Here is a 19,321-nt window from a genome sequence, read left to right as displayed (position 1 = left end):
ATGACAATTTACAATATAAATTTAGGAATTGGTTGGGCCAGTAGCGGTGTAGAATATGCCCAAGCCTATCGCGCCGGTATTTTTCGAAGTTTGAATTTACCCTCTAAATTTATCTTTACAGATATGATTTTAGCTGATAATATTGAGCATTTAACATCCAATATTGGTTTTGATGATGAGCAAGTTATCTGGCTTTATAATCACTTTACAGATATCAAGATTGCACCAACTAGTATAACAGTTGCTGATGTCTTAGCTACTGTTGACGGTGTTGAAAGTCGTAGAGAAAAGAATGGTAAGGTATTGCGTGTCTTCTTTTCTGACCAAGATAAGTTTGTCACCTGTTATTTGGTTGATGAGAACAAGGATTTGGTCCAGCATGTCGAGTATGTTTTTAAAGGAAAATTGATTCGTAAGGATTACTTTTCTTATACGCGTTATTGTAGCGAGTATTTTGCACCTAAGGACAATGTTGCAGTACTATATCAACGGACTTTTTACAATGAAGACGGTACTCCGGCCTATGATATCTTGATGAATCAAGGTAAGGAAGAAGTTTACCGTTTCAAGGATAAGATTTTCTATGGGAAGCCAGCTTTCATGCGTGCCTTTATGAAATCCTTGAATTTGAACAAGTCTGATTTGGTTATTCTGGATAGGGAGACAGGTATTGGACAGGTTGTGTTTGAGGAAGCACAAGCTGCGCATTTAGCGGTAGTTGTTCATGCGGAGCATTATAGTGAAAATGCTACAAATGAGGACTATATCCTTTGGAACAACTATTATGACTATCAGTTTACCAATGCAGATAAGGTTGACTTCTTTATCGTATCAACTGACAGACAAAATGAAGTGTTGCATAACCAATTTGCCAAATACACCCAGCACCAACCAAAGATTGTTACCATTCCTGTAGGTAGTATTGATTCCTTGACTGAGTCAAGTCAAGGGCGCAAGCCATTTTCATTGATTACTGCTTCGCGTCTTGCCAAAGAAAAACATATTGACTGGTTGGTTAAGGCAGTTATTGAAGCTCGTAAGGAAATTCCTGAATTAACCTTTGATATCTATGGTAGCGGTGGTGAGGATTCTCTTCTTCGAGATATTATTGCAACTCATCAGGCTGAGGATTATATCCAGCTCAAGGGACATGCGGAGCTTTCGCAGATTTATAGCCAGTATGAGGTTTACTTGACGGCTTCAACCAGCGAAGGATTTGGCCTGACCCTGATGGAAGCAATTGGTTCAGGTCTACCTTTAATCGGTTTTGATGTGCCTTATGGTAATCAGACCTTTATAGAAGATGGGCAAAATGGTTATTTGATTCCAAGTTCATCTGACCATGTCGAAGACCAAATCAAGCAAGCTTATGCAGCCAAGATTTGTCAATTGTATCAAGAAAATCGTTTGGAAGCCATGCGTGCCCATTCTTATCAGATTGCAGAAGGCTTCTTAACCAAAGAAATTTTAGAAAAGTGGAAGAAAACAGTAGAGGAGGTGCTCCATGATTGAACTTTATGATCGTTATGATCAAGAAAGTCGAGATTTACATGAAAGTCTAGTCGCTACTGGTCTTTCTCAACTTGGAGTGGTCATCGATGCAGATGGTTTTCTGCCTGATGGTCTGATCTCTCCTTTTACTTATTATCTAGGATATGAAAAGGGAAAACCTCTTTATTTTAACCAAGTCCCTGTTCCAGCTTTTTGGGAAATTTCAGGAAATAATCAGTCTGCTCGTATTGAAGATATGACACAGGAGAGAGCCGTTATTCATTATGCTGATTGCTTGCAAGCGCGCTTGGTTAAGCAGGTAGATTGGAAAGACTTGGAAGGTCGAGTCCGTCAGGTTGATCATTACAATCGCTTCGGAGCTTGTTTTGCTACAACGACTTATAGTGCTGATAGTGAGCCAATCATGACAGTTTACCAAGATCTCAATGGTCAGGAGGTGTTACTTGAAAACCATGTGACGGGTGATATCTTATTGACCTTACCTGGTCAGTCCATGCGTTACTTTACCAATCGAGTAGAATTTATCACTTTCTTTTTGCAAGATTTGGAGCTAGATAAGCATCAGATTGTGTTCAATACACTAGCGACTGCTTTCTTGGTTTCCTTCCATCATCCAGATAAGTCTGGATCAGATGTCTTGGCATGGCAGGAACCTCTCTATGATGCTATTCCAGGCAATATGCAGTTGATTTTAGAAAATGATGATGTGCGTACTAAGAAGATCATCATTCCAAACAAGGCAACTTATGAGCGCGCTTTAGAGTTGACTGATGAGAAATACCATGATCAGTTTGTGCATTTGGGTTACCATTATCAGTTCAAACGTGATAATTTCCTAAGACGAGATGCCTTAATCTTGACCAATTCAGATCAGATTGAGCAAGTGGAAGCAATCGTAGAAGCCCTGCCTGATGTCACTTTCCGTATCGCAGCAGTGACAGAGATGTCTTCTAAGCTCTTAGATATGCTTCGCTATCCTAATGTGGTCCTTTACCAGAACGCTAGTCCACAGAAGATTCAGGAGCTCTATCAACTGTCGGATATTTACTTGGATATCAATCACAGCAATGAGTTATTGCAGGCAGTACGTCAGGCATTTGAGCATAATCTCTTGATTCTTGGATTTAACCAAACGGTGCACAATAGACTTTATATCGCTCCAGATCATTTATTTGAAAGTAGTGAGGCTTCTGCTTTGGTTGAGACTCTAAAATGGGCTCTTTCAGATGTTGAACAAATGCGTCAGGAACTTGGGAAGCAAGGCCGACATGCAAATTATGTTGACTTGGTACGATATCAGGAAACCATGCAGACTGTTTTAGGAGGCTAACATGTCAGACGAAGATTTATTTTACAAAGATGTTGAAGGTCGTATGGAAGAGTTGAAACAAAAACCTATCAAGAAAGAAAAAGAAACCCGAGGGGAAAAGATTAGTAAAACTTTTTCACTCATCTTGGGTTTAATGATTCTGATTGGTTTACTCTTTACACTGCTAGGAATTTTGAGGTAGGCCTATGATTGACATACTGATTGTTTTAGCTATTGTCCTCTCTCTTGCTTTGATTGTATTGGTAACCATACAACCCCGTCAAAATCAACTATTTTCCATGGATGCGACCAGTAATATTGGTAAACCAAGCTATTGGCAGAGTAACACCTTGGTAAAGGTCCTCACCTTATTGGTGAGTTTGGCTTTATTCGTCCTATTATTAACCTTCATGGTAATAACTTACAAATAAAAGAAAACTTCAGATATTCACCTTTTGTGATTGGTCTGAAGTTTTCTTTTTTAGTTTCCATATTTTTTATAAAAATCAACTTTTAATTGGATGAAGGTTTTGGCTTCACGTAGAAGTTGTAGAAGCGTAGCACGAGTTTCAAATTCTTCACGAGTTCTCGGTAGACATCTGTTACGGAATACCTCTAGGTAGTGTTCAATATCATCTAGTAGACTAGAAGCGGGATTAGTCTGACTCAGTTGACCGGCAATTTTTGAAAAAAGCTGAGCCAGAATTAAGCTCTCACTTGCTGCAAGTTGGCAAGTATTGATTTGTTGGGCCATGTTTCTTAGGATACGACTCTGATTTTGTCTCATCTCAAAGTAGTGGATATGGTAATCTGTTTGGTGAAAGAGGTGGTCAGAGTGATCCAAATAGACCAGTTTGAGTGCTTCTTCCAAAAGGGTATCTAATTCTTCCACCAGCTGAGCTCTATTGCGTCCGTCCCCTCTAGATAAATAATATTTGAAGCGCTGGAGGATATCTTTTAACTTTTCTTCCACAAGTGTGTGGTAGTGCTGGATTTCCTCTTCTCGTGAAGGCATGTAGAGATTGACCAAGAGAGCAAAACCACTTCCAATAGCAAAAAGCATGACTTCATTGACAAGAAGGGCTGGTGAAGTTGACTCTGAAACCAAGAGATGACCGACAAGAACGGTACTTGGTGTAATGCCAATTTCCCACCCCATCTTGTAAGCGAGAGGAATGTAAAGAGCCAGATAAAGACCTAAACTCCAGAGATGAAACCCAATCAGTTGAAAGGCTAAGACACCTATAGTTAGAGCTAGTAGCATAGAAAAAAATCGATTACGAGCAAGTTTTAAGGTGCTTCTTCGGGTATCAGATAAACTTAGCAGGGCAATAATTCCTGCTGAAACTGCGGAAGAAAGATCTAGAAATGAAGCAACAAAACAGGCAAGACAGGTAGCTAAGATAAGCTTGATGGTACGTTGGCTAATAGACATAAGAATTACCTAGAATAAAAGAGGAAAAGACAAGACCTGAGCAGGCTTGTCTTTATGAGTTATTTTTTACGGGCTGCTGCGTATTCGGCAACGGCAGTAAAGAGGACATCTGTAGAAGAGTTAAGGGCTGTTTCACATGAGTCTTGGATGACACCAATCACAAATCCAACACCTACAACTTGCATGGCAATATCGTTAGAAATACCAAAAAGGCTACAAGCAACTGGGATAAGAAGAAGAGAACCTCCGGCAATACCAGAAGCACCACAGGCTGAGATTGCTGCCACTACACTGAGGACAAAGGCTGTGGCAAAGTCAACAGGTATGCCAAGAGTGTTAACTGCAGCAAGGGTCAAAATGTTAATGGTAATCGCTGCTCCGGCCATGTTGATAGTAGAACCAAGTGGGATAGATACAGAATAGGTATCTGGGTTGAGTCCAAGGTCATGACAAAGTTTCATGTTGACAGGGATGTTAGCCGCAGAACTACGAGTGAAGAAGGCTGTTACACCGCTGACACGCAAACACTTCCAAACGAGGGGATAAGGATTACTCTTCATAAAGAGGAAGGCAATCAATGGATTCACTACTAAGGCCACAAAGAACATAGTTGTCACCAAGAGGGCAAGCAAGATTCCATAGTTTGCTAGACTTCCGATTCCTTTATCAGAGATGGTTTTGAAAACAAGGCCCAGGATTCCAAATGGAGCTAGATTGATAATCCATTCGACAATCTTAGAAGTCACATCAGCCATGGTTTTCAGTAATTCTTTACTATTTTTGCTGGCTTCTCTCATAGCAATCCCGAAAACAACTGCCCAAGATAAGATACCGATGTAGTTGGCTGTGACAAGGGCATTGACTGGATTGTCAACCAGTTTGAGCAAGAGATTGCTGAGGACCTGGCCAATTCCATCTGGTGGTGCAATTTCTGTATTGGCACTATTCAAGGTAACCTCAACAGGTACGATGAAACTTGCTAGTACGGCAATAAGTGCAGCGGCAAAGGTCCCAACCAAGTAAAGGAAGATAACCGTTTTCATGTTGCTATCTTGTCCCTTTTGATGTTGAGAAAGGGCATTGGCAACAAGGGCAAAAACTAGTATTGGCGCAATGGCTTTTAGCCCACCAACAAAGAGATCTCCAAGTATTCCAATTCCAGTAAGATTAGGAAGTGTCAGTCCTAGAGTTCCTCCAACAAGCATGCCAATCAAAATACGTTTGATTAAGCTTGTTTTATTCCAAGCATGAATGATTTTTTTCATAACAACCTCCTTAGTTGTCTAATGTTTATGATTATAGTATAAATATTAATTAAAATCAAGAATTTTCTGTCTATTTTTCAAATAATTTTTGACTATTTGTTGTGATTCATCCTTCTTAAAAATATGGTATAATAAACGAAAGGAGTTTTCTATGCAAGATTTTTTTAAAACCTACCTTACTAAGCTTGATGTAACAATGATTCTTGAGGATTTGCTGACCAAGACACTTTCTCTTTTGTTTCTGTTTTTACTCTTTTATATCGCTAAAAAAATGCTTCATATCTTGGTACAGAGAATTGTTAAACCTTCTTTAAAAATGTCTCATCACGATGCAGGCCGTCAGAAAACTATTTCACGTTTATTAGAGAATGTGTTTAATTATACTCTTTATTTCTTTTTACTTTATTGCATTTTATCTATTTTAGGCCTTCCGGTTTCTAGTTTACTTGCAGGGGCTGGGATTGCAGGTGTCGCCATCGGTATGGGCGCCCAAGGCTTTCTATCCGATGTTATCAATGGGTTTTTCATTCTTTTTGAGCGTCAATTAGATGTAGGAGACGAAGTTGTTCTGACAAACGGCCCCATTACTGTTTCAGGAAAGGTTGTTAGTGTTGGTATTCGGACGACACAGTTAAGAGGAGAGGATCAAGTGCTTCATTTCGTACCCAACCGTAATATCACGGTTGTTAGCAATTTCTCTCGAACTGACTAGGTCTGTAATTTTAGCGGATTTATGATACAATAGAGAGAGTTTGGTAAAGGAGAGCGCATGTTTGTAGAGAAGCAATTAGGAAATGGTCTTACTTGGATAAATCTAGATGTCGAGAAAATCCAAAATCTGGAAGACTTATCGAAAGTATATGGGTTGGACAAGGAAACCATCGAATATGCGCTAGATAGAAATGAGCGCGCCCACATGGATTATCACAGAGAAAATGGCACAGTAACCTTTATCTACAATGTTTTGGATTTGGAGAAGGACAAGGAGTACTATGAAGCCATTCCCATGACCTTTATCGTTGAAAATCAACGCATGATTACCATCAGCAATCATAAAAACGCTTATGTCATTGATCGGATGATTGCTTATTTAGAAAGTCATGAATCCTTATCCATTTATAAATTTCTATTTGCTAGTTTAGAAATCATTAGTAATGCCTATTATCCTATCATTGAGAAGATGGACAAAAGTAAGGATGAAATCAGTGGCTTGCTTCGTAAAACGACGACCAAGAAAAACCTCTTTGCCCTCTCGGATTTGGAAACTGGTATGGTCTACCTAACAGCAGCTGCTAAACAAAATCGCATTCTTCTTGAACATATTCAAGGACATGCTCTTTATCGTCGTTTTGATGAAGTGGAGAAGGAGCAGTTTGATGATGCTATGATTGAAGCTCACCAGTTGGTGTCTATGACCGACTTGATTTCTCAGGTCTTACAGCAATTATCAGGCTCCTACAACAACATCCTAAATAATAATTTGAATGATAACTTGACAACCTTAACCATCATTTCAGTTCTCTTAGCAGTACTTGCTGTAATCACTGGATTTTTTGGGATGAATGTGCCTCTTCCATTTATGGAAAACCGGAACGCCTGGATTTACATCCTTCTGTCTAGTGCTGTTTTGTGGGTGATTCTTGCTCAGGTTCTCAAAAAAATTGCAAAAAAAAGTTAAGAAAAGGAGCCAAAATGGCGATTGAAAACTACATGCCAGACTTTGCTGTAGAAGCAGTTTATGATCTGACAGTCCCTAGCCTAAAAGCGCATGGGATTAAGGCTGTTTTGGTCGATTTAGATAATACTCTCATCGCTTGGAACAACCCAGATGGGACTCCAGAGATGAAACAGTGGCTTCATGACCTCCGTGATGCAGGAATTCGTATCATCGTAGTATCCAACAATACTAAGAAACGAGTTCAACGAGCAGTTGAAAAATTTGGGATTGATTACGTTTATTGGGCCTTGAAGCCTTTCACGATTGGTATAAGCCGTGCCATGAAGGAATTTCACTATGAGAAAAATGAAGTAGTCATGGTAGGCGACCAACTTATGACGGATATTCGTGCAGCCCATCGTGCAGGCATTCGCTCTATCTTGGTCAAACCTTTGGTTCAACATGACTCTATCAAGACCAAAATAAATCGAGCTCGCGAGCGTCGTGTTATGAAGCAAATCAATGAAAAGTACGGACCGATTAGATATAAAAAAGGAATTTAATTATGGAAGAAATTCTCTGTATTGGTTGTGGAGCAACCATTCAGACGACAGACAAAGCTGGTCTTGGTTTTACTCCCCAGTCGGCACTTGAAAAAGGTTTGGAGACTGGCGAAGTCTATTGCCAACGTTGTTTCCGTCTCCGTCATTACAATGAAATCACGGATGTCCAGTTAACAGACGATGATTTCCTCAAACTCTTGCATGAGGTAGGAGATAGTGATGCTTTGGTGGTTAATGTGATTGATATCTTTGACTTTAATGGCTCTGTCATTCCAGGTTTACCACGTTTTGTATCGGGCAATGATGTCCTCTTGGTGGGAAATAAAAAAGATATCCTGCCTAAGTCAGTTAAACCGGGCAAGATTAGCCAGTGGCTCATGGAGCGTGCCCACGAAGAGGGACTTCGTCCTGTGGATGTCGTCTTAACTTCAGCCCAAAACAAGCATGCCATTAAGGAAGTTATTGACAAGATTGAGCATTACCGTAAGGGACGTGATGTCTATGTCGTTGGGGTAACCAACGTTGGGAAATCAACTCTAATCAATGCTATCATCCAAGAAATCACAGGTGATCAGAATGTTATCACGACTTCGCGCTTCCCAGGGACAACCTTGGACAAAATCGAGATTCCGCTTGACGACGGATCTTATATCTACGATACACCAGGGATTATCCACCGTCACCAGATGGCCCACTACCTGACGGCTAAAAACCTCAAGTATGTCAGCCCTAAAAAGGAAATCAAGCCTAAAACTTATCAGCTTAACCCAGAGCAAACCCTCTTTTTAGGTGGTCTCGGACGATTTGATTTTATTGCAGGAGAAAAGCAAGGCTTCACAGCTTTCTTTGACAATGAGCTCAAACTCCATCGGACCAAACTTGAAGGCGCTAGTGCCTTTTACGATAAGCACTTAGGAACCCTTCTCACTCCTCCAAACAGCAAGGAAAAAGAAGATTTTCCAAAACTGGTTGAGCATGTATTTACAATCAAGGATAAAACAGACCTCGTCATCTCAGGACTCGGTTGGATCCGTGTAACAGGCACAGCCAAAGTCGCAGTCTGGGCACCAGAAGGCGTCGCCGTCGTCACACGAAAAGCAATTATTTAAACACAGAAAGGAAAGGGTTTTCTGAACTCGGATGAGCAGGGTGAGCCCCATAGAGAATACTTTTCGCCGTGGTGTTAGTTGGTACAAGTGATTGTACCAACTGCGGGAAATTTGAGACCTTAGGCTCAAATTTTAGTCATGAAAGTCCAAGGGACTTTGCTGACGTCCGTCACCACTTCAGAAAAGTATAAAAAGAAACTCTTTTAAAGAAATTATGTCATTAACATCAAAACAACGTGCCTTCCTCAACAGTCAGGCACATACCCTTAAACCTATCATCCAAATTGGAAAAAACGGTCTCAACGACCAAATCAAAACCAGCGTCCGTCAAGCTCTGGATGCGCGTGAATTGATCAAGGTTACTCTTTTGCAAAACACAGATGAAAACATCCACGAAGTAGCTGAAATCTTGGAAGAAGAAATCGGTGTGGATACAGTCCAAAAGATTGGCCGTATCTTGATTTTGTTTAAACAATCCAGCAAGAAAGAAAATCGTAAGATTTCTAAAAAAGTTAAAGAAATCTAAGATTTAAAACTCCAAGAAATTGTTTTTACTGAGAATAAAAGGAAACTAGCCTATGGCAATCGAATTATTGACTCCCTTTACCAAAGTAGAGTTGGAGCCAGAAATCAAGGATAAAAAACGCAAACAAGTAGGGATTTTAGGGGGAAATTTTAACCCTGTTCACCATGCCCATCTGATTGTTGCGGATCAGGTAAGACAACAGTTGGGTTTGGACAAGGTATTGCTCATGCCTGAATATCAGCCTCCACATGTGGACAAAAAAGAAACCATTCCAGAACACCATCGTCTCAAGATGTTGGAGTTGGCCATCGAGGGGATAGAAGGCTTGGAGATTGAGACCATTGAACTAGAGCGCAAAGGGATTTCCTACACCTACGACACCATGAAGCTCTTGAAGGAGCAAAATTCAGATACAGACTTTTATTTTATTATTGGGGCTGACATGGTGGATTATCTGCCCAAGTGGTACCGGATTGATGAACTGGTTGATATGGTTCAGTTTGTGGGGGTTCAACGTCCACGCTACAAGGCAGGGACTTCATATCCAGTCATCTGGGTAGATGTACCTCTCATGGATATTTCGTCCAGCATGGTGCGTGACTTCCTTGCTCAAGGTCGGAAACCTAACTTTCTCCTGCCTCAGCCTGTGCTAGACTACATCGAGAAGGAGGGGCTCTACTGATGGCCTATCAAGACTATATCAATTGCTCTCGTGAGGCTTTGTTGGAAAAAATGGCAGAGCTTCTACCTGAAAAACGTTTGACTCATTGTCTAGGTGTGGAGCGGGCAGCTATAGAATTAGCTCAGCGCTTTGGAGTTGATGCCGAGAAAGCAGGACTAGCAGGGCTTCTTCATGACTATGCTAAAAAGTTATCAGACCAGGAGTTTTTTGACTTGATTGATCGTTATCAGCTAGATTCTAACCTCAAAAACTGGGGCAATAATGTCTGGCATGGTATGGTTGGCGTCTACAAGATTCAGGAAGATTTAGATTTGCATGATTCAGAAATCTTGCGAGCTATTGAAATCCATACAGTTGGAGCTGGTCAGATGACCGATCTAGATAAGGTTATCTATGTAGCAGACTATATCGAGCATAATCGAGCCTTTCCAGGAGTAGATGTGGCACGTGAGATTGCAACTCTATCGCTCAATAAGGCGGTGGCCTACGAAACAGCTCGAACCGTGGAGCATCTAGCTCATCAGGGATTTCCCATCTATCCCCAAACCCTTGAAACCTATAACGCCTTTGTGCACTATTTGAAAGAGGACTAAATGAACGAAAAAGAATTACTAGAACTAGTCGTGAAAGCGGCTGATGAGAAACGTGCGGAGGATATCCTTGCACTTGATGTACAAGAATTGACCAGTGTGACAGACTACTTTGTTATCACTAGCTCTATGAATAGCCGTCAGTTGGATGCTATCGCTGATAATATCCGTGAAAAAGTAGCCCAAGCAGGCTTTAAAGGCAGTCATGTCGAAGGCGATTCGGCTGGAGGCTGGGTTTTGCTAGACCTCGGTGCTGTCGTTGTGCATATCTTCTCAGAAGAAATGCGTGCCCATTATAACCTTGAAAAACTTTGGCATGAGGCGAATTCAGTAGATATTTCAGAAGCTCTTGCTTAGAAGATGAACTCAGTTGTAGTCAACTGGGTTTCTTTGCTTATTTTTAGAAGAAAATGGATAGAAAGGTAAAGGGCGAGTGGTGTTTGCCATGGAGGCTCTTGGTATCATGTTTTATGGCGACATATGAAACCTTTGCGGCGGTCTATGATGCAGTCATGGACGATAGTTTATACGACAAATGGACGGATTTTTCTCTGCGTCACTTGCCTAAGACCAAGGAGAGAAAGAAACTCTTGGAATTGGCTTGTGGGACAGGAATTCAATCGGTGCGCTTCTCTCAGGCTGGTTTTGATGTGACTGGACTTGACTTGAGTGGGGATATGTTGAAGATTGCTGAGAAGAGAGCTTCTTCAGCCAAACAAAAGATTGACTTTATTGAAGGCAATATGCTGAATTTGTCCAAGGCAGGTCAATATGATTTTGTCACTTGTTATTCGGACTCAATCTGCTACATGCAGGATGAAGTGGAAGTAGGAGACGTCTTTAAGGAAGTCTATAATGCCCTCAACGAAGATGGTGTTTTTATCTTTGATGTGCATTCAACCTACCAGACAGACGAAGTTTTTCCAGGCTATTCTTACCATGAAAATGCGGAAGAGTTCGCCATGCTCTGGGATACCTACGAGGACGAAGCACCTCACTCCATCATCCATGAATTGACCTTTTTTATCAAGGAGGCTGACGGTTCCTTTAGTCGCCACGATGAAGTGCATGAGGAGCGAACCTATGAAGTCTTGACCTATGATATTTTGCTGGAACAGGCTGGTTTCAAGTCCTTCAAACTTTATGCGGACTTTGAGGACAAAGAGCCTACAGAAACTAGTACCCGTTGGTTTTTTGTCGCGCAGAAGTAGGAGAACATCATGACCATCACAGGTATTATCGCGGAGTTTAATCCTTTTCATAATGGACACAAATACCTGCTGGAACAGGCTGAGGGGCTGAAAATCGTTGCCATGTCTGGGAATTTCATGCAGCGTGGAGAGCCTGCAATTGTGGACAAGTGGACACGGTCCCAGATGGCGCTGGAAAATGGTGCAGATTTGGTAGTAGAATTGCCCTTTTTAGTCAGTGTTCAGGCGGCAGATTTCTTTGGTCAAGGAGCTGTGGATATCTTAGCTCAGTTAGGGATTGATAACTTAGCCTTTGGGACAGAGGAAGTTCTGGATTACCAGAAAATCGCTGACTTATACATAAAGAAAGGTGCTGAGATGGAGAAATTTGTGAAAAATCTGCCTGATTCCCTTTCTTATCCCCAGAAAACCCAAGCCATGTGGAAGGAATTTGCAGGTATTGATTTTTCTGGCAATACGCCCAATCATGTCCTTGCTTTGGCCTATGCCAAGGCAGTTGCAGGACGAAACATCAAGCTTGAGCCAATTAAGCGTCAGGGAGCAGGTTACCATTCTGTGGACAAGGATGTGGACTTTGCTTCGGCAACAGCCCTCCGTCAGCACCAGAGGGACAAAGATTTCTTAGAACGCTTTATGCCTTCTGTTGCCCTATTTGAGCAGGCCAGTAAGGTGATCTGGGAAGACTATTTTCCTTTGCTCCGCTATCAAATCTTATCAAATCCAGACCTAACAACCATCTATCAGGTCAATCAAGAAATGGTAGTTCGAATTAAAGAAGCTATTAAAACAGCCCAGTCTGTAGAAGAATTGGTCGAGTTAGTGACTACTAAACGTTACACCAAGGCGCGTGTCAGACGCCTCTTGTCCTATATTTTGGTACAAGCCAGAGAAAGTGACTTGCCAGAAGCCATCCATGTCCTTGGATTTACTGAAAAAGGCAGACAACACCTTAAGTCTCTGAAAGGGAAGGTCAATCTAGTCAGCCGAATTGGCAAAGAACCTTGGGATGCTATGACCCAAAAGGCAGACCAGATTTACCAACTGGGAAATCCAAGTATAGCAGAGCAGAATTTTGGAAGAGTGCCTATTAGAATAGAAACAAACTAAGTCTACTGAAAGGTGGACTTTTTCTATAATTTTTACTAAACACTGACTTCTAAAAAATAGATATTGTACTATTAAATTTTAGGTAATTGAGTTCCAAATTCCTTAAAAACATATTTCATTTTAAGTTTGTGAAAATCACTTTTTTATGGTAAAATGTTAAAGAATGTATGTCATTCATAATAAAAATTAAATGAGGTAAAAACATGGAAATCATGTCGATTGCGATTGCTGTTTTTGCCGTCATCATTGGTTTAGTCATTGGATATGTCAGCATCTCAGCTAAGATGAAATCATCTAAAGAAGCTGCAGAGTTGATGCTTTTAAATGCTGAACAAGAAGCAACTAATTTACGTGGACAAGCTGAGCGTGAAGCGGATTTACTTGTTAATGAAGCTAAACGTGAAAGCAAGTCTCTTAAAAAAGAAGCACTATTGGAGGCCAAAGAAGAAGCCAGAAAATACCGTGAAGAAGTGGACGCTGAATTCAAATCAGAACGTCAAGAACTCAAACAAATCGAAAGTCGTTTGACAGAGAGAGCTACTAGCCTCGACCGTAAGGACGACAATTTGACGAGTAAAGAACAAACACTTGAACAAAAAGAGCAAAGTATTTCTGATAGAGCGAAAAACCTTGATGCGCGTGAAGAGCAATTAGAGGAAGTCGAAAGACAAAAAGAAGCAGAACTAGAGCGTATTGGTGCCCTGTCTCAAGCAGAAGCACGAGATATTATCTTGGCACAGACAGAGGAAAACTTGACCAAGGAGATTGCCAGCCGTATTCGTGAAGCTGAGCAAGAGGTCAAGGAACGTTCTGATAAAATGGCCAAGGACATCCTGGTTCAAGCTATGCAACGTATTGCTGGTGAATATGTAGCGGAGTCAACAAACTCAACAGTTCATCTGCCAGACGATACTATGAAGGGACGCATTATTGGTCGTGAAGGTCGTAACATTCGTACCTTTGAAAGTTTGACAGGAGTCGATGTGATTATCGACGATACACCAGAAGTGGTGACCTTGTCAGGATTTGATCCGATTCGTCGTGAAATTGCTCGTATGACTATGGAAATGTTGCTCAAAGATGGTCGTATCCACCCAGCTCGTATCGAAGAGTTGGTTGAGAAAAACCGTCAAGAGATTGACAATAAGATCCGTGAATATGGTGAGGCAGCAGCCTATGAGATTGGTGCGCCAAACCTTCATCCAGACTTGATGAAAATCATGGGTCGCTTGCAGTTCCGTACTTCATATGGACAAAATGTCTTACGTCATTCGATTGAGGTTGCTAAGTTGGCTGGTATTATGGCCAGCGAACTTGGTGAAAATGCGGCTCTTGCCCGTCGTGCTGGTTTCCTTCACGATATTGGGAAAGCCATTGACCGAGAGGTTGAAGGTAGTCACGTTGAGATCGGTATGGAATTGGCGCGCAAGTACAAGGAACATCCAGTTGTGGTCAATACGATAGCTAGTCACCACGGCGATGTTGAAGCTGAAAGTGTGATTGCAGTGATTGTTGCTGCAGCAGATGCCTTGAGCGCAGCCCGTCCAGGTGCTCGTAGTGAGTCTCTTGAAAGCTATATCAAGCGTCTTCATGATTTGGAAGAAATTGCTAACGGCTTTGAAGGAGTACAAACTAGTTTTGCCCTTCAAGCAGGACGTGAAATCCGCATCATGGTAAATCCAGGACAAATCAAGGACGACAAAGTCACAATCTTAGCTCATAAAGTTCGTGAGAAAATTGAAAACAATCTCGATTACCCAGGAAATATCAAGGTAACCGTGATTCGCGAGCTTCGTGCAGTAGATTATGCTAAATAATAAAAAACTGAAGTCAGAAGAGAATCTGACTTCAGTTTTTTTGAATAAATATTTGAAACTATTAGTTATATTAGCGAGGCGAAACTTCAATTGGAGATAGGTAGACTAAATCTTGAGTGGAGTTATAGTTTCCAATTTTTGCTTTTATATGTACATTTTGCCCGGTTTTAATATTATCACCATTAAATGAATTAAATATAGGATTTGATATTATAGTAATTTGAGGAATTTTAAAATTAGGACCAGATACTCTATCTGGATAGTAGTCTCCAGAATGGATGAGGATATCATATTTTGATTTTACTTTGGCTAAATCAGCAATATTTCCATCAAATTCAATAATTTTATCTTTGTATTTTTTAATAAAGTCTGTTATTGTACTTGAATCTTCAGTCTGCAATAGTGCCTTAAAATCCTCATTGTTTTCAGTCGTGATTACAGCTGATTGTGATGGGCTTGTCGATGAGGCTTCGGTAGAGCTTGATGAGTTGCTAGTTGAACTAGAGGAAATAGATGTGGAACTTTGTGATGTAGACGATGACTCACTTGTTTTTTCGATGGATTTTTCAACAATAGAGCTAGTTTGTGTAGAAGAAGGAGGAGAAACAGTAGTTGACTTATCTGAGTATACTCCAATTATAACTGATATAAGAATAATAAAAATTACAGCAACACCAATTAAATATGGAATTAATTTTTTTACCTTCAATTCCAGTGGGCTTAATGGTGTGATTTCAACCTCAGCTTCTTTTTCAAAAAAACCAAAAATTCCGGCATTTCCATGATCAATAATATTGATTTTGACTTCACTTTTTTTGAGATTGAGTTCAGATAAGCCATTTTCAATCGCTTCATCAACATTTTTTCCTTTATAATTTCCCATAAACTTCTCCTTTTTGTATTAGTAGTTTTATTATCTCTTAAATAGAATAAAAAGGCAAGTATATTTTAAGGGGATACCTTGTATAAATCTAAATAAATAAGAAAGAGCAGTTGAAAAATTACTGCTTTTTTGTTACACTAGATAGAAAGACTGTAAAGGATAATCTGGCTTTTTGCCATTATTCTAGAGAAATGTTATTTCACAGACTGACTAAAAGGAGACACAATGGCAGACCGAGGCTTACTAATCGTTTTTTCTGGTCCTTCAGGGGTTGGAAAAGGAACGGTTAGAAGAGAGATTTTTGAGAGTTCTGAAAATCAATTTCAATACTCTGTATCGATGACGACACGCGCACAACGTCCTGGAGAAGTAGACGGTGTTGACTATTTCTTCCGTACTCGCGAAGAGTTTGAAGAGCTGATTCGTCAAGGACAGATGTTGGAATATGCAGAATATGTCGGCAACTACTATGGAACTCCTCTGACCTATGTCAATGAAACCTTGGACAAGGGAATCGATGTTTTCCTTGAAATTGAGGTTCAAGGTGCTCTTCAGGTCAAGAAAAAAGTTCCAGATGCTGTCTTTATCTTCCTGACACCACCAGATTTGGATGAATTACAAGATCGCTTGGTAGGTCGTGGAACAGATAGTGCAGAAGTGATTGCCCAACGAATCGAAAAGGCCAAGGAAGAAATTGCCCTTATGCGTGAGTATGATTATGCGATTGTCAACGATCAGGTGCCCCTAGCTGCTGAGCGTGTCAAACGTGTTATCGAAGCAGAGCACTTCCGTGTGGATCGTGTCATTGGTCACTATCAGGAGATGTTACCAAAATCTCCAACTACCCGATAAAATTTAGAAAATAGGTACAAGCAAATGATGTTAAAACCCTCTATTGATACCTTGCTCGACAAGGTTCCATCAAAATATTCACTCGTAATATTGGAAGCAAAACGTGCTCACGAATTGGAGGCAGGTGCACCAGCAACTCAAGGTTTCAAGTCTGAAAAATCAACTCTTCGCGCTTTAGAAGAAATCGAGTCAGGAAACGTTACGATTCACCCAGATCCAGAAGGAAAACGTGAAGCAGTGCGTCGCCGTATCGAAGAAGAAAAACGCCGCAAAGAAGAAGAAGAAAAGAAAATCAAAGAGCAAATTGCTAAAGAAAAAGAAGATGGTGAAAAAATTTAAGGTTGGGGGGACTCAATCTTATTTTTTCTATTGCAAGAATGTAGTGACAAGGAGGAGGTGAGAAGATGGCCGTAGCTAAGATTATCGTAGATGTGCCCTTGATGCAGACGGACCAGCCCTATAGTTACAGGATTCCAGAGGAATTTCTGGGAATGCTTGAAGTTGGGATGCGGGTTCATGTTCCCTTTGGTAAGGGGAATCGCCTGATTCAAGGGATTGTTCTTGGTTTGGAGTCTCAATCAGATGAAGAAGAGGCAAATCAAGATTTAAAAGATATTGCCGAAGTATTGGATTTTTCTCCTGTGCTCACGCAAGAACAACTCTGGCTTGCTGAGGAGTTACGCAAGTCCGTCTTCTCCTATAAAATCTCCATTCTCAAGGCTATGCTACCAGGATTTCTGAACTCCAGCTATGATAAGATTCTCTATCCTCTGGCAGGTCTGAGTCAGGAAGACCGAGAGCGCTTGTTTGGTTCAGAAGATTCGCTTGTTTTTTCTTCTCTAGATTTAGCTAAGCAAGCTGAAATGATGCGTTTGACTAGAAAAGGCCTGCTTGGTCTGGAATATCAGGCAGTCGATCAAAAGAAGGTCAAGACCCAGTCCTGGTATGAAGTTCATCTTGCTCAATTAGAAGGTGTCGAGATCTCTGCGCGCGCCAAGAAAAAGTTGGAATTGAGAGATTATTTGCTGTCTCATCTAGAGAGTGCTTCCTTGGCTAGTTTGCTAGAGTTCTATTCGCGGGAGCAAGTCAACTTCTTTGTGGAACAAGGTGCTGTTACCATAGTCCAAAAGGAAGTTCAACGCTCGGCAGCTTATTTTGAAGGCATTGAGGCAAGTAGGCCTTTGGAGTTGAATCCAGAGCAAAGGCAGGCGCGTGATGCGGTTGTCAGTGCTATTGGCAGTCATCAGCCTCCCTTCCTCCTTCAAGGGATTACAGGAAGTGGGAAGACGGAGGTTTACTTGCAGATTATCCAAGGGGCCTTGGACAAGGATAAAACAGCCATTTTACTGGTGCCTGAGATTTCCTTGACTCCTCAGATGACGGAGCGTTTTATTGCTCGTTTTGGGGACAAGGTGGCCATTCTTCATTCAGGCCTATCCAATGGTGAAAAGTATGACGAATGGCGTAAGGTCGAGCGTGGAGACGCCCAAGTTGTTGTTGGCGCCAGATCTGCCATCTTTGCTCCGCTGAAAAATCTGGGGGTTATGATTATCGATGAAGAGCATGAAGCGACTTATAAGCAGGACAGCAATCCCCGTTACCATGCCAGAGAGGTAGCCATTTTACGAGCCCACTACAACCAAGCAGCCCTGGTCCTTGGTTCGGCGACACCGAGCTTAGAGAGCCGTGCGCGTGCTGGAAAAGGTGTCTATCAACACTTGAGACTAACCCAACGGGCCAATCCTCTAGCCACTATTCCTGAGGTTCAAGTAATTGACTTTCGAGACTATATCGGACAAAATGAGACGTCAAACTTTACGCCACCTTTGTTAGAAGCTATTCAGGACCGTCTGGCTAAAAAAGAGCAGGTGGTTCTCATGCTCAATCGCCGTGGCTATTCTAGCTTTGTTATGTGTCGAGAGTGTGGGACCGTGGATACTTGTCCCAACTGTGACATTTCCTTGACCTTGCACATGGATACCAAGACCATGAACTGCCATTATTGTGGTTTTTCAAAGGAAATTCCCCATACTTGTCCTAACTGTAAGAGTCGCAGTATTCGTTACTACGGGACGGGGACACAGAAGGCTTATGACGAGCTGGCAGAACTCTTTCCCCAGGCTCGTATTTTGCGGATGGATGTGGATACGACTCGTAAGAAAGGTAGTCATCAAGCTCTCCTTGACCAGTTTGGGCGAGGAGAAGCAGATATTTTACTGGGTACTCAGATGATTGCCAAGGGATTGGATTTTCCAAATGTGACCTTAGTCGGAGTGCTCAATGCGGATACAGCTTTGAATTTGCCTGACTTCCGTTCTTCTGAGAGAACCTTCCAACTTTTGACCCAGGTTGCAGGCCGGGCAGGACGTGCTGAAAAAGCTGGGCAGGTCTTGATTCAGTCTTACAATCCTCAGCACTACGCTATTCGATTTGCAAAAGACCAGGACTACGAAGGCTTTTACGCTTATGAAATGGGAATCAGACGACAACTTGGTTATCCGCCTTACTATTTCACCATTGGCATTACCCTTTCTCACAAGAAAGAAGAAGAGGTGGTCAAACATGCCTATGAAGTTATGAACATTTTGCGCTCAGGCCTGTCCGAAACCAGTAATATTCTTGGGCCAACGCCCAAACCCATTGCCCGTACCCACAACCTCTATCATTACCAGATTTTAATTAAATACCGTTTAGAAGATGAGCTGGGGCCGACCCTCAACCAAGTCTTGGCCTTGACTCAAGAACGGGAAAATAGTGAGCTCCGTCTCAGCATTGACCATGAGCCGCAGCAATTTTTATAAGA

Annotated in this window: 21 protein-coding genes; 18 read left to right on the top strand and 3 right to left on the bottom strand. The window is 41.4% G+C overall.

Features of this window, described 5'->3' with window-relative positions:
* Genes gtfA through asp5 form a run of 4 tightly spaced genes read left to right on the top strand, consistent with a single transcriptional unit; the run spans position 1 to position 3,252 of the window.
* Positions 1 to 1,512, top strand: coding sequence for an accessory Sec system glycosyltransferase GtfA (gene gtfA, locus HMPREF1117_RS10270; RefSeq protein ID WP_000158446.1), 1,512 nt, complete (start codon positions 1 to 3; stop codon positions 1,510 to 1,512).
* Positions 1,505 to 2,842, top strand: a complete 1,338-nt coding sequence (gtfB, locus tag HMPREF1117_RS10265) for an accessory Sec system glycosylation chaperone GtfB (RefSeq protein WP_000571750.1) — start codon at positions 1,505 to 1,507, stop codon at positions 2,840 to 2,842. The genes gtfA and gtfB overlap by 8 nt, the downstream gene beginning before the upstream one ends.
* Before the next feature lies 1 nt (position 2,843).
* Positions 2,844 to 3,023, top strand: a complete 180-nt coding sequence (gene asp4, locus HMPREF1117_RS10260) for an accessory Sec system protein Asp4 (protein WP_001278707.1) — start codon at positions 2,844 to 2,846, stop codon at positions 3,021 to 3,023.
* 4 nt (positions 3,024 to 3,027) lie between these two features.
* Positions 3,028 to 3,252: an accessory Sec system protein Asp5 gene (gene asp5 / locus HMPREF1117_RS0102345; RefSeq protein ID WP_000565445.1), complete on the top strand. Its 225-nt coding sequence runs from the start codon at positions 3,028 to 3,030 to the stop codon at positions 3,250 to 3,252.
* 50 nt (positions 3,253 to 3,302) lie between these two features.
* On the opposite strand, the gene HMPREF1117_RS10255 is transcribed toward asp5, so the two are convergent.
* Positions 3,303 to 4,256 carry an aromatic acid exporter family protein gene (locus HMPREF1117_RS10255; protein ID WP_000028161.1) on the bottom strand — a complete coding sequence of 318 codons (954 nt, stop codon included), beginning with the start codon at positions 4,254 to 4,256 and terminating at the stop codon, positions 3,303 to 3,305.
* Positions 4,257 to 4,315: 59 nt separating this feature from the next.
* On the bottom strand, positions 4,316 to 5,521 hold the full coding sequence (sstT, locus tag HMPREF1117_RS10250) for a serine/threonine transporter SstT (RefSeq protein ID WP_000720165.1): 1,206 nt from the start codon (positions 5,519 to 5,521) through the stop codon (positions 4,316 to 4,318).
* A 151-nt stretch (positions 5,522 to 5,672) separates the two neighbouring features.
* Between sstT and HMPREF1117_RS10245 the strand changes: the two genes are divergently transcribed.
* The 11 genes from HMPREF1117_RS10245 (at position 5,673) to HMPREF1117_RS10195 (ending at position 14,783) form a co-directional block, all read left to right on the top strand.
* Entirely contained in the window at positions 5,673 to 6,233 is a 561-nt protein-coding gene (locus HMPREF1117_RS10245) for a mechanosensitive ion channel family protein (RefSeq protein WP_001150565.1), read from the top strand.
* 57 nt (positions 6,234 to 6,290) lie between these two features.
* A complete protein-coding gene (locus HMPREF1117_RS10240) occupies positions 6,291 to 7,199 on the top strand; it encodes a magnesium transporter CorA family protein (RefSeq protein WP_000497410.1) in 909 nt (302 codons plus the stop codon).
* A gap of 14 nt (positions 7,200 to 7,213) precedes the next feature.
* Positions 7,214 to 7,741: a YqeG family HAD IIIA-type phosphatase gene (locus HMPREF1117_RS10235; RefSeq protein WP_000963730.1), complete on the top strand. Its 528-nt coding sequence runs from the start codon at positions 7,214 to 7,216 to the stop codon at positions 7,739 to 7,741.
* 2 nt (positions 7,742 to 7,743) lie between these two features.
* Complete coding sequence (gene yqeH / locus HMPREF1117_RS10230) at positions 7,744 to 8,850, top strand: ribosome biogenesis GTPase YqeH (protein ID WP_000391182.1); 1,107 nt, start codon at positions 7,744 to 7,746, stop codon at positions 8,848 to 8,850.
* 214 nt (positions 8,851 to 9,064) lie between these two features.
* The gene (gene yhbY, locus HMPREF1117_RS10225) at positions 9,065 to 9,376 is read left to right on the top strand and encodes a ribosome assembly RNA-binding protein YhbY (RefSeq protein WP_000060169.1); all 312 of its coding nucleotides are present in this window, start codon (positions 9,065 to 9,067) and stop codon (positions 9,374 to 9,376) included.
* 52 nt (positions 9,377 to 9,428) lie between these two features.
* Complete coding sequence (locus HMPREF1117_RS10220) at positions 9,429 to 10,058, top strand: nicotinate-nucleotide adenylyltransferase (protein WP_000963690.1); 630 nt, start codon at positions 9,429 to 9,431, stop codon at positions 10,056 to 10,058.
* The gene (yqeK, locus tag HMPREF1117_RS10215; protein WP_000331223.1) at positions 10,058 to 10,651 is read left to right on the top strand and encodes a bis(5'-nucleosyl)-tetraphosphatase (symmetrical) YqeK; all 594 of its coding nucleotides are present in this window, start codon (positions 10,058 to 10,060) and stop codon (positions 10,649 to 10,651) included. The genes HMPREF1117_RS10220 and yqeK overlap by 1 nt, the downstream gene beginning before the upstream one ends.
* Positions 10,652 to 11,005 (top strand): ribosome silencing factor, encoded by a 354-nt coding sequence (rsfS, locus tag HMPREF1117_RS10210; RefSeq protein WP_001003031.1) that lies wholly within the window; start codon positions 10,652 to 10,654, stop codon positions 11,003 to 11,005.
* 113 nt (positions 11,006 to 11,118) lie between these two features.
* A complete protein-coding gene (locus HMPREF1117_RS10205) occupies positions 11,119 to 11,859 on the top strand; it encodes a class I SAM-dependent DNA methyltransferase (protein ID WP_000257061.1) in 741 nt (246 codons plus the stop codon).
* Between the two features lie 9 nt (positions 11,860 to 11,868).
* Positions 11,869 to 12,966 carry a nucleotidyltransferase gene (locus HMPREF1117_RS10200; RefSeq protein WP_000156379.1) on the top strand — a complete coding sequence of 366 codons (1,098 nt, stop codon included), beginning with the start codon at positions 11,869 to 11,871 and terminating at the stop codon, positions 12,964 to 12,966.
* Between the two features lie 203 nt (positions 12,967 to 13,169).
* Positions 13,170 to 14,783: a ribonuclease Y gene (locus HMPREF1117_RS10195; protein ID WP_000404926.1), complete on the top strand. Its 1,614-nt coding sequence runs from the start codon at positions 13,170 to 13,172 to the stop codon at positions 14,781 to 14,783.
* Positions 14,784 to 14,853: 70 nt separating this feature from the next.
* On the opposite strand, the gene HMPREF1117_RS10190 is transcribed toward HMPREF1117_RS10195, so the two are convergent.
* Positions 14,854 to 15,666 (bottom strand): DUF4839 domain-containing protein, encoded by an 813-nt coding sequence (locus HMPREF1117_RS10190; RefSeq protein ID WP_000528910.1) that lies wholly within the window; start codon positions 15,664 to 15,666, stop codon positions 14,854 to 14,856.
* Between the two features lie 225 nt (positions 15,667 to 15,891).
* Between HMPREF1117_RS10190 and gmk the strand changes: the two genes are divergently transcribed.
* The 3 genes from gmk to HMPREF1117_RS10175 all read left to right on the top strand — a co-directional run bounded on the left by gmk (position 15,892) and on the right by HMPREF1117_RS10175 (position 19,319).
* Positions 15,892 to 16,518, top strand: coding sequence for a guanylate kinase (gmk, locus tag HMPREF1117_RS10185; RefSeq protein ID WP_000775041.1), 627 nt, complete (start codon positions 15,892 to 15,894; stop codon positions 16,516 to 16,518).
* A 24-nt stretch (positions 16,519 to 16,542) separates the two neighbouring features.
* Entirely contained in the window at positions 16,543 to 16,857 is a 315-nt protein-coding gene (gene rpoZ, locus HMPREF1117_RS10180; RefSeq protein WP_000979235.1) for a DNA-directed RNA polymerase subunit omega, read from the top strand.
* Between the two features lie 65 nt (positions 16,858 to 16,922).
* Positions 16,923 to 19,319, top strand: a complete 2,397-nt coding sequence (locus tag HMPREF1117_RS10175; protein WP_000257359.1) for a primosomal protein N' — start codon at positions 16,923 to 16,925, stop codon at positions 19,317 to 19,319.
* The last annotated feature ends 2 nt before the right edge of the window (positions 19,320 to 19,321 follow it).

The sequence above is a fragment of the Streptococcus sp. SK643 genome (assembly GCF_000259505.1).
Classification (GTDB): domain Bacteria; phylum Bacillota; class Bacilli; order Lactobacillales; family Streptococcaceae; genus Streptococcus.
Note: the sequence above shows the minus strand (reverse complement) of the source record. Positions and strands in the feature narration are given on the sequence as shown.

Excerpts from the sequence above, each read along its gene's own strand:
- gtfA (WP_000158446.1), top strand. The coding sequence starts at position 1 with ATGACAATTTACAATATAAATTTAGGAATTGGTTGGGCCAGTAGCGGT.
- gtfB (WP_000571750.1), top strand. The coding sequence starts at position 1,505 with ATGATTGAACTTTATGATCGTTATGATCAAGAAAGTCGAGATTTACAT.
- asp4 (WP_001278707.1), top strand. The coding sequence starts at position 2,844 with ATGTCAGACGAAGATTTATTTTACAAAGATGTTGAAGGTCGTATGGAA.
- asp5 (WP_000565445.1), top strand. The coding sequence starts at position 3,028 with ATGATTGACATACTGATTGTTTTAGCTATTGTCCTCTCTCTTGCTTTG.
- HMPREF1117_RS10255 (WP_000028161.1), bottom strand. The coding sequence starts at position 4,256 with ATGTCTATTAGCCAACGTACCATCAAGCTTATCTTAGCTACCTGTCTT.
- sstT (WP_000720165.1), bottom strand. The coding sequence starts at position 5,521 with ATGAAAAAAATCATTCATGCTTGGAATAAAACAAGCTTAATCAAACGT.
- HMPREF1117_RS10245 (WP_001150565.1), top strand. The coding sequence starts at position 5,673 with ATGCAAGATTTTTTTAAAACCTACCTTACTAAGCTTGATGTAACAATG.
- HMPREF1117_RS10240 (WP_000497410.1), top strand. The coding sequence starts at position 6,291 with ATGTTTGTAGAGAAGCAATTAGGAAATGGTCTTACTTGGATAAATCTA.
- HMPREF1117_RS10235 (WP_000963730.1), top strand. The coding sequence starts at position 7,214 with ATGGCGATTGAAAACTACATGCCAGACTTTGCTGTAGAAGCAGTTTAT.
- yqeH (WP_000391182.1), top strand. The coding sequence starts at position 7,744 with ATGGAAGAAATTCTCTGTATTGGTTGTGGAGCAACCATTCAGACGACA.
- yhbY (WP_000060169.1), top strand. The coding sequence starts at position 9,065 with ATGTCATTAACATCAAAACAACGTGCCTTCCTCAACAGTCAGGCACAT.
- HMPREF1117_RS10220 (WP_000963690.1), top strand. The coding sequence starts at position 9,429 with ATGGCAATCGAATTATTGACTCCCTTTACCAAAGTAGAGTTGGAGCCA.
- yqeK (WP_000331223.1), top strand. The coding sequence starts at position 10,058 with ATGGCCTATCAAGACTATATCAATTGCTCTCGTGAGGCTTTGTTGGAA.
- rsfS (WP_001003031.1), top strand. The coding sequence starts at position 10,652 with ATGAACGAAAAAGAATTACTAGAACTAGTCGTGAAAGCGGCTGATGAG.
- HMPREF1117_RS10205 (WP_000257061.1), top strand. The coding sequence starts at position 11,119 with ATGGCGACATATGAAACCTTTGCGGCGGTCTATGATGCAGTCATGGAC.
- HMPREF1117_RS10200 (WP_000156379.1), top strand. The coding sequence starts at position 11,869 with ATGACCATCACAGGTATTATCGCGGAGTTTAATCCTTTTCATAATGGA.
- HMPREF1117_RS10195 (WP_000404926.1), top strand. The coding sequence starts at position 13,170 with ATGGAAATCATGTCGATTGCGATTGCTGTTTTTGCCGTCATCATTGGT.
- HMPREF1117_RS10190 (WP_000528910.1), bottom strand. The coding sequence starts at position 15,666 with ATGGGAAATTATAAAGGAAAAAATGTTGATGAAGCGATTGAAAATGGC.
- gmk (WP_000775041.1), top strand. The coding sequence starts at position 15,892 with ATGGCAGACCGAGGCTTACTAATCGTTTTTTCTGGTCCTTCAGGGGTT.
- rpoZ (WP_000979235.1), top strand. The coding sequence starts at position 16,543 with ATGATGTTAAAACCCTCTATTGATACCTTGCTCGACAAGGTTCCATCA.
- HMPREF1117_RS10175 (WP_000257359.1), top strand. The coding sequence starts at position 16,923 with ATGGCCGTAGCTAAGATTATCGTAGATGTGCCCTTGATGCAGACGGAC.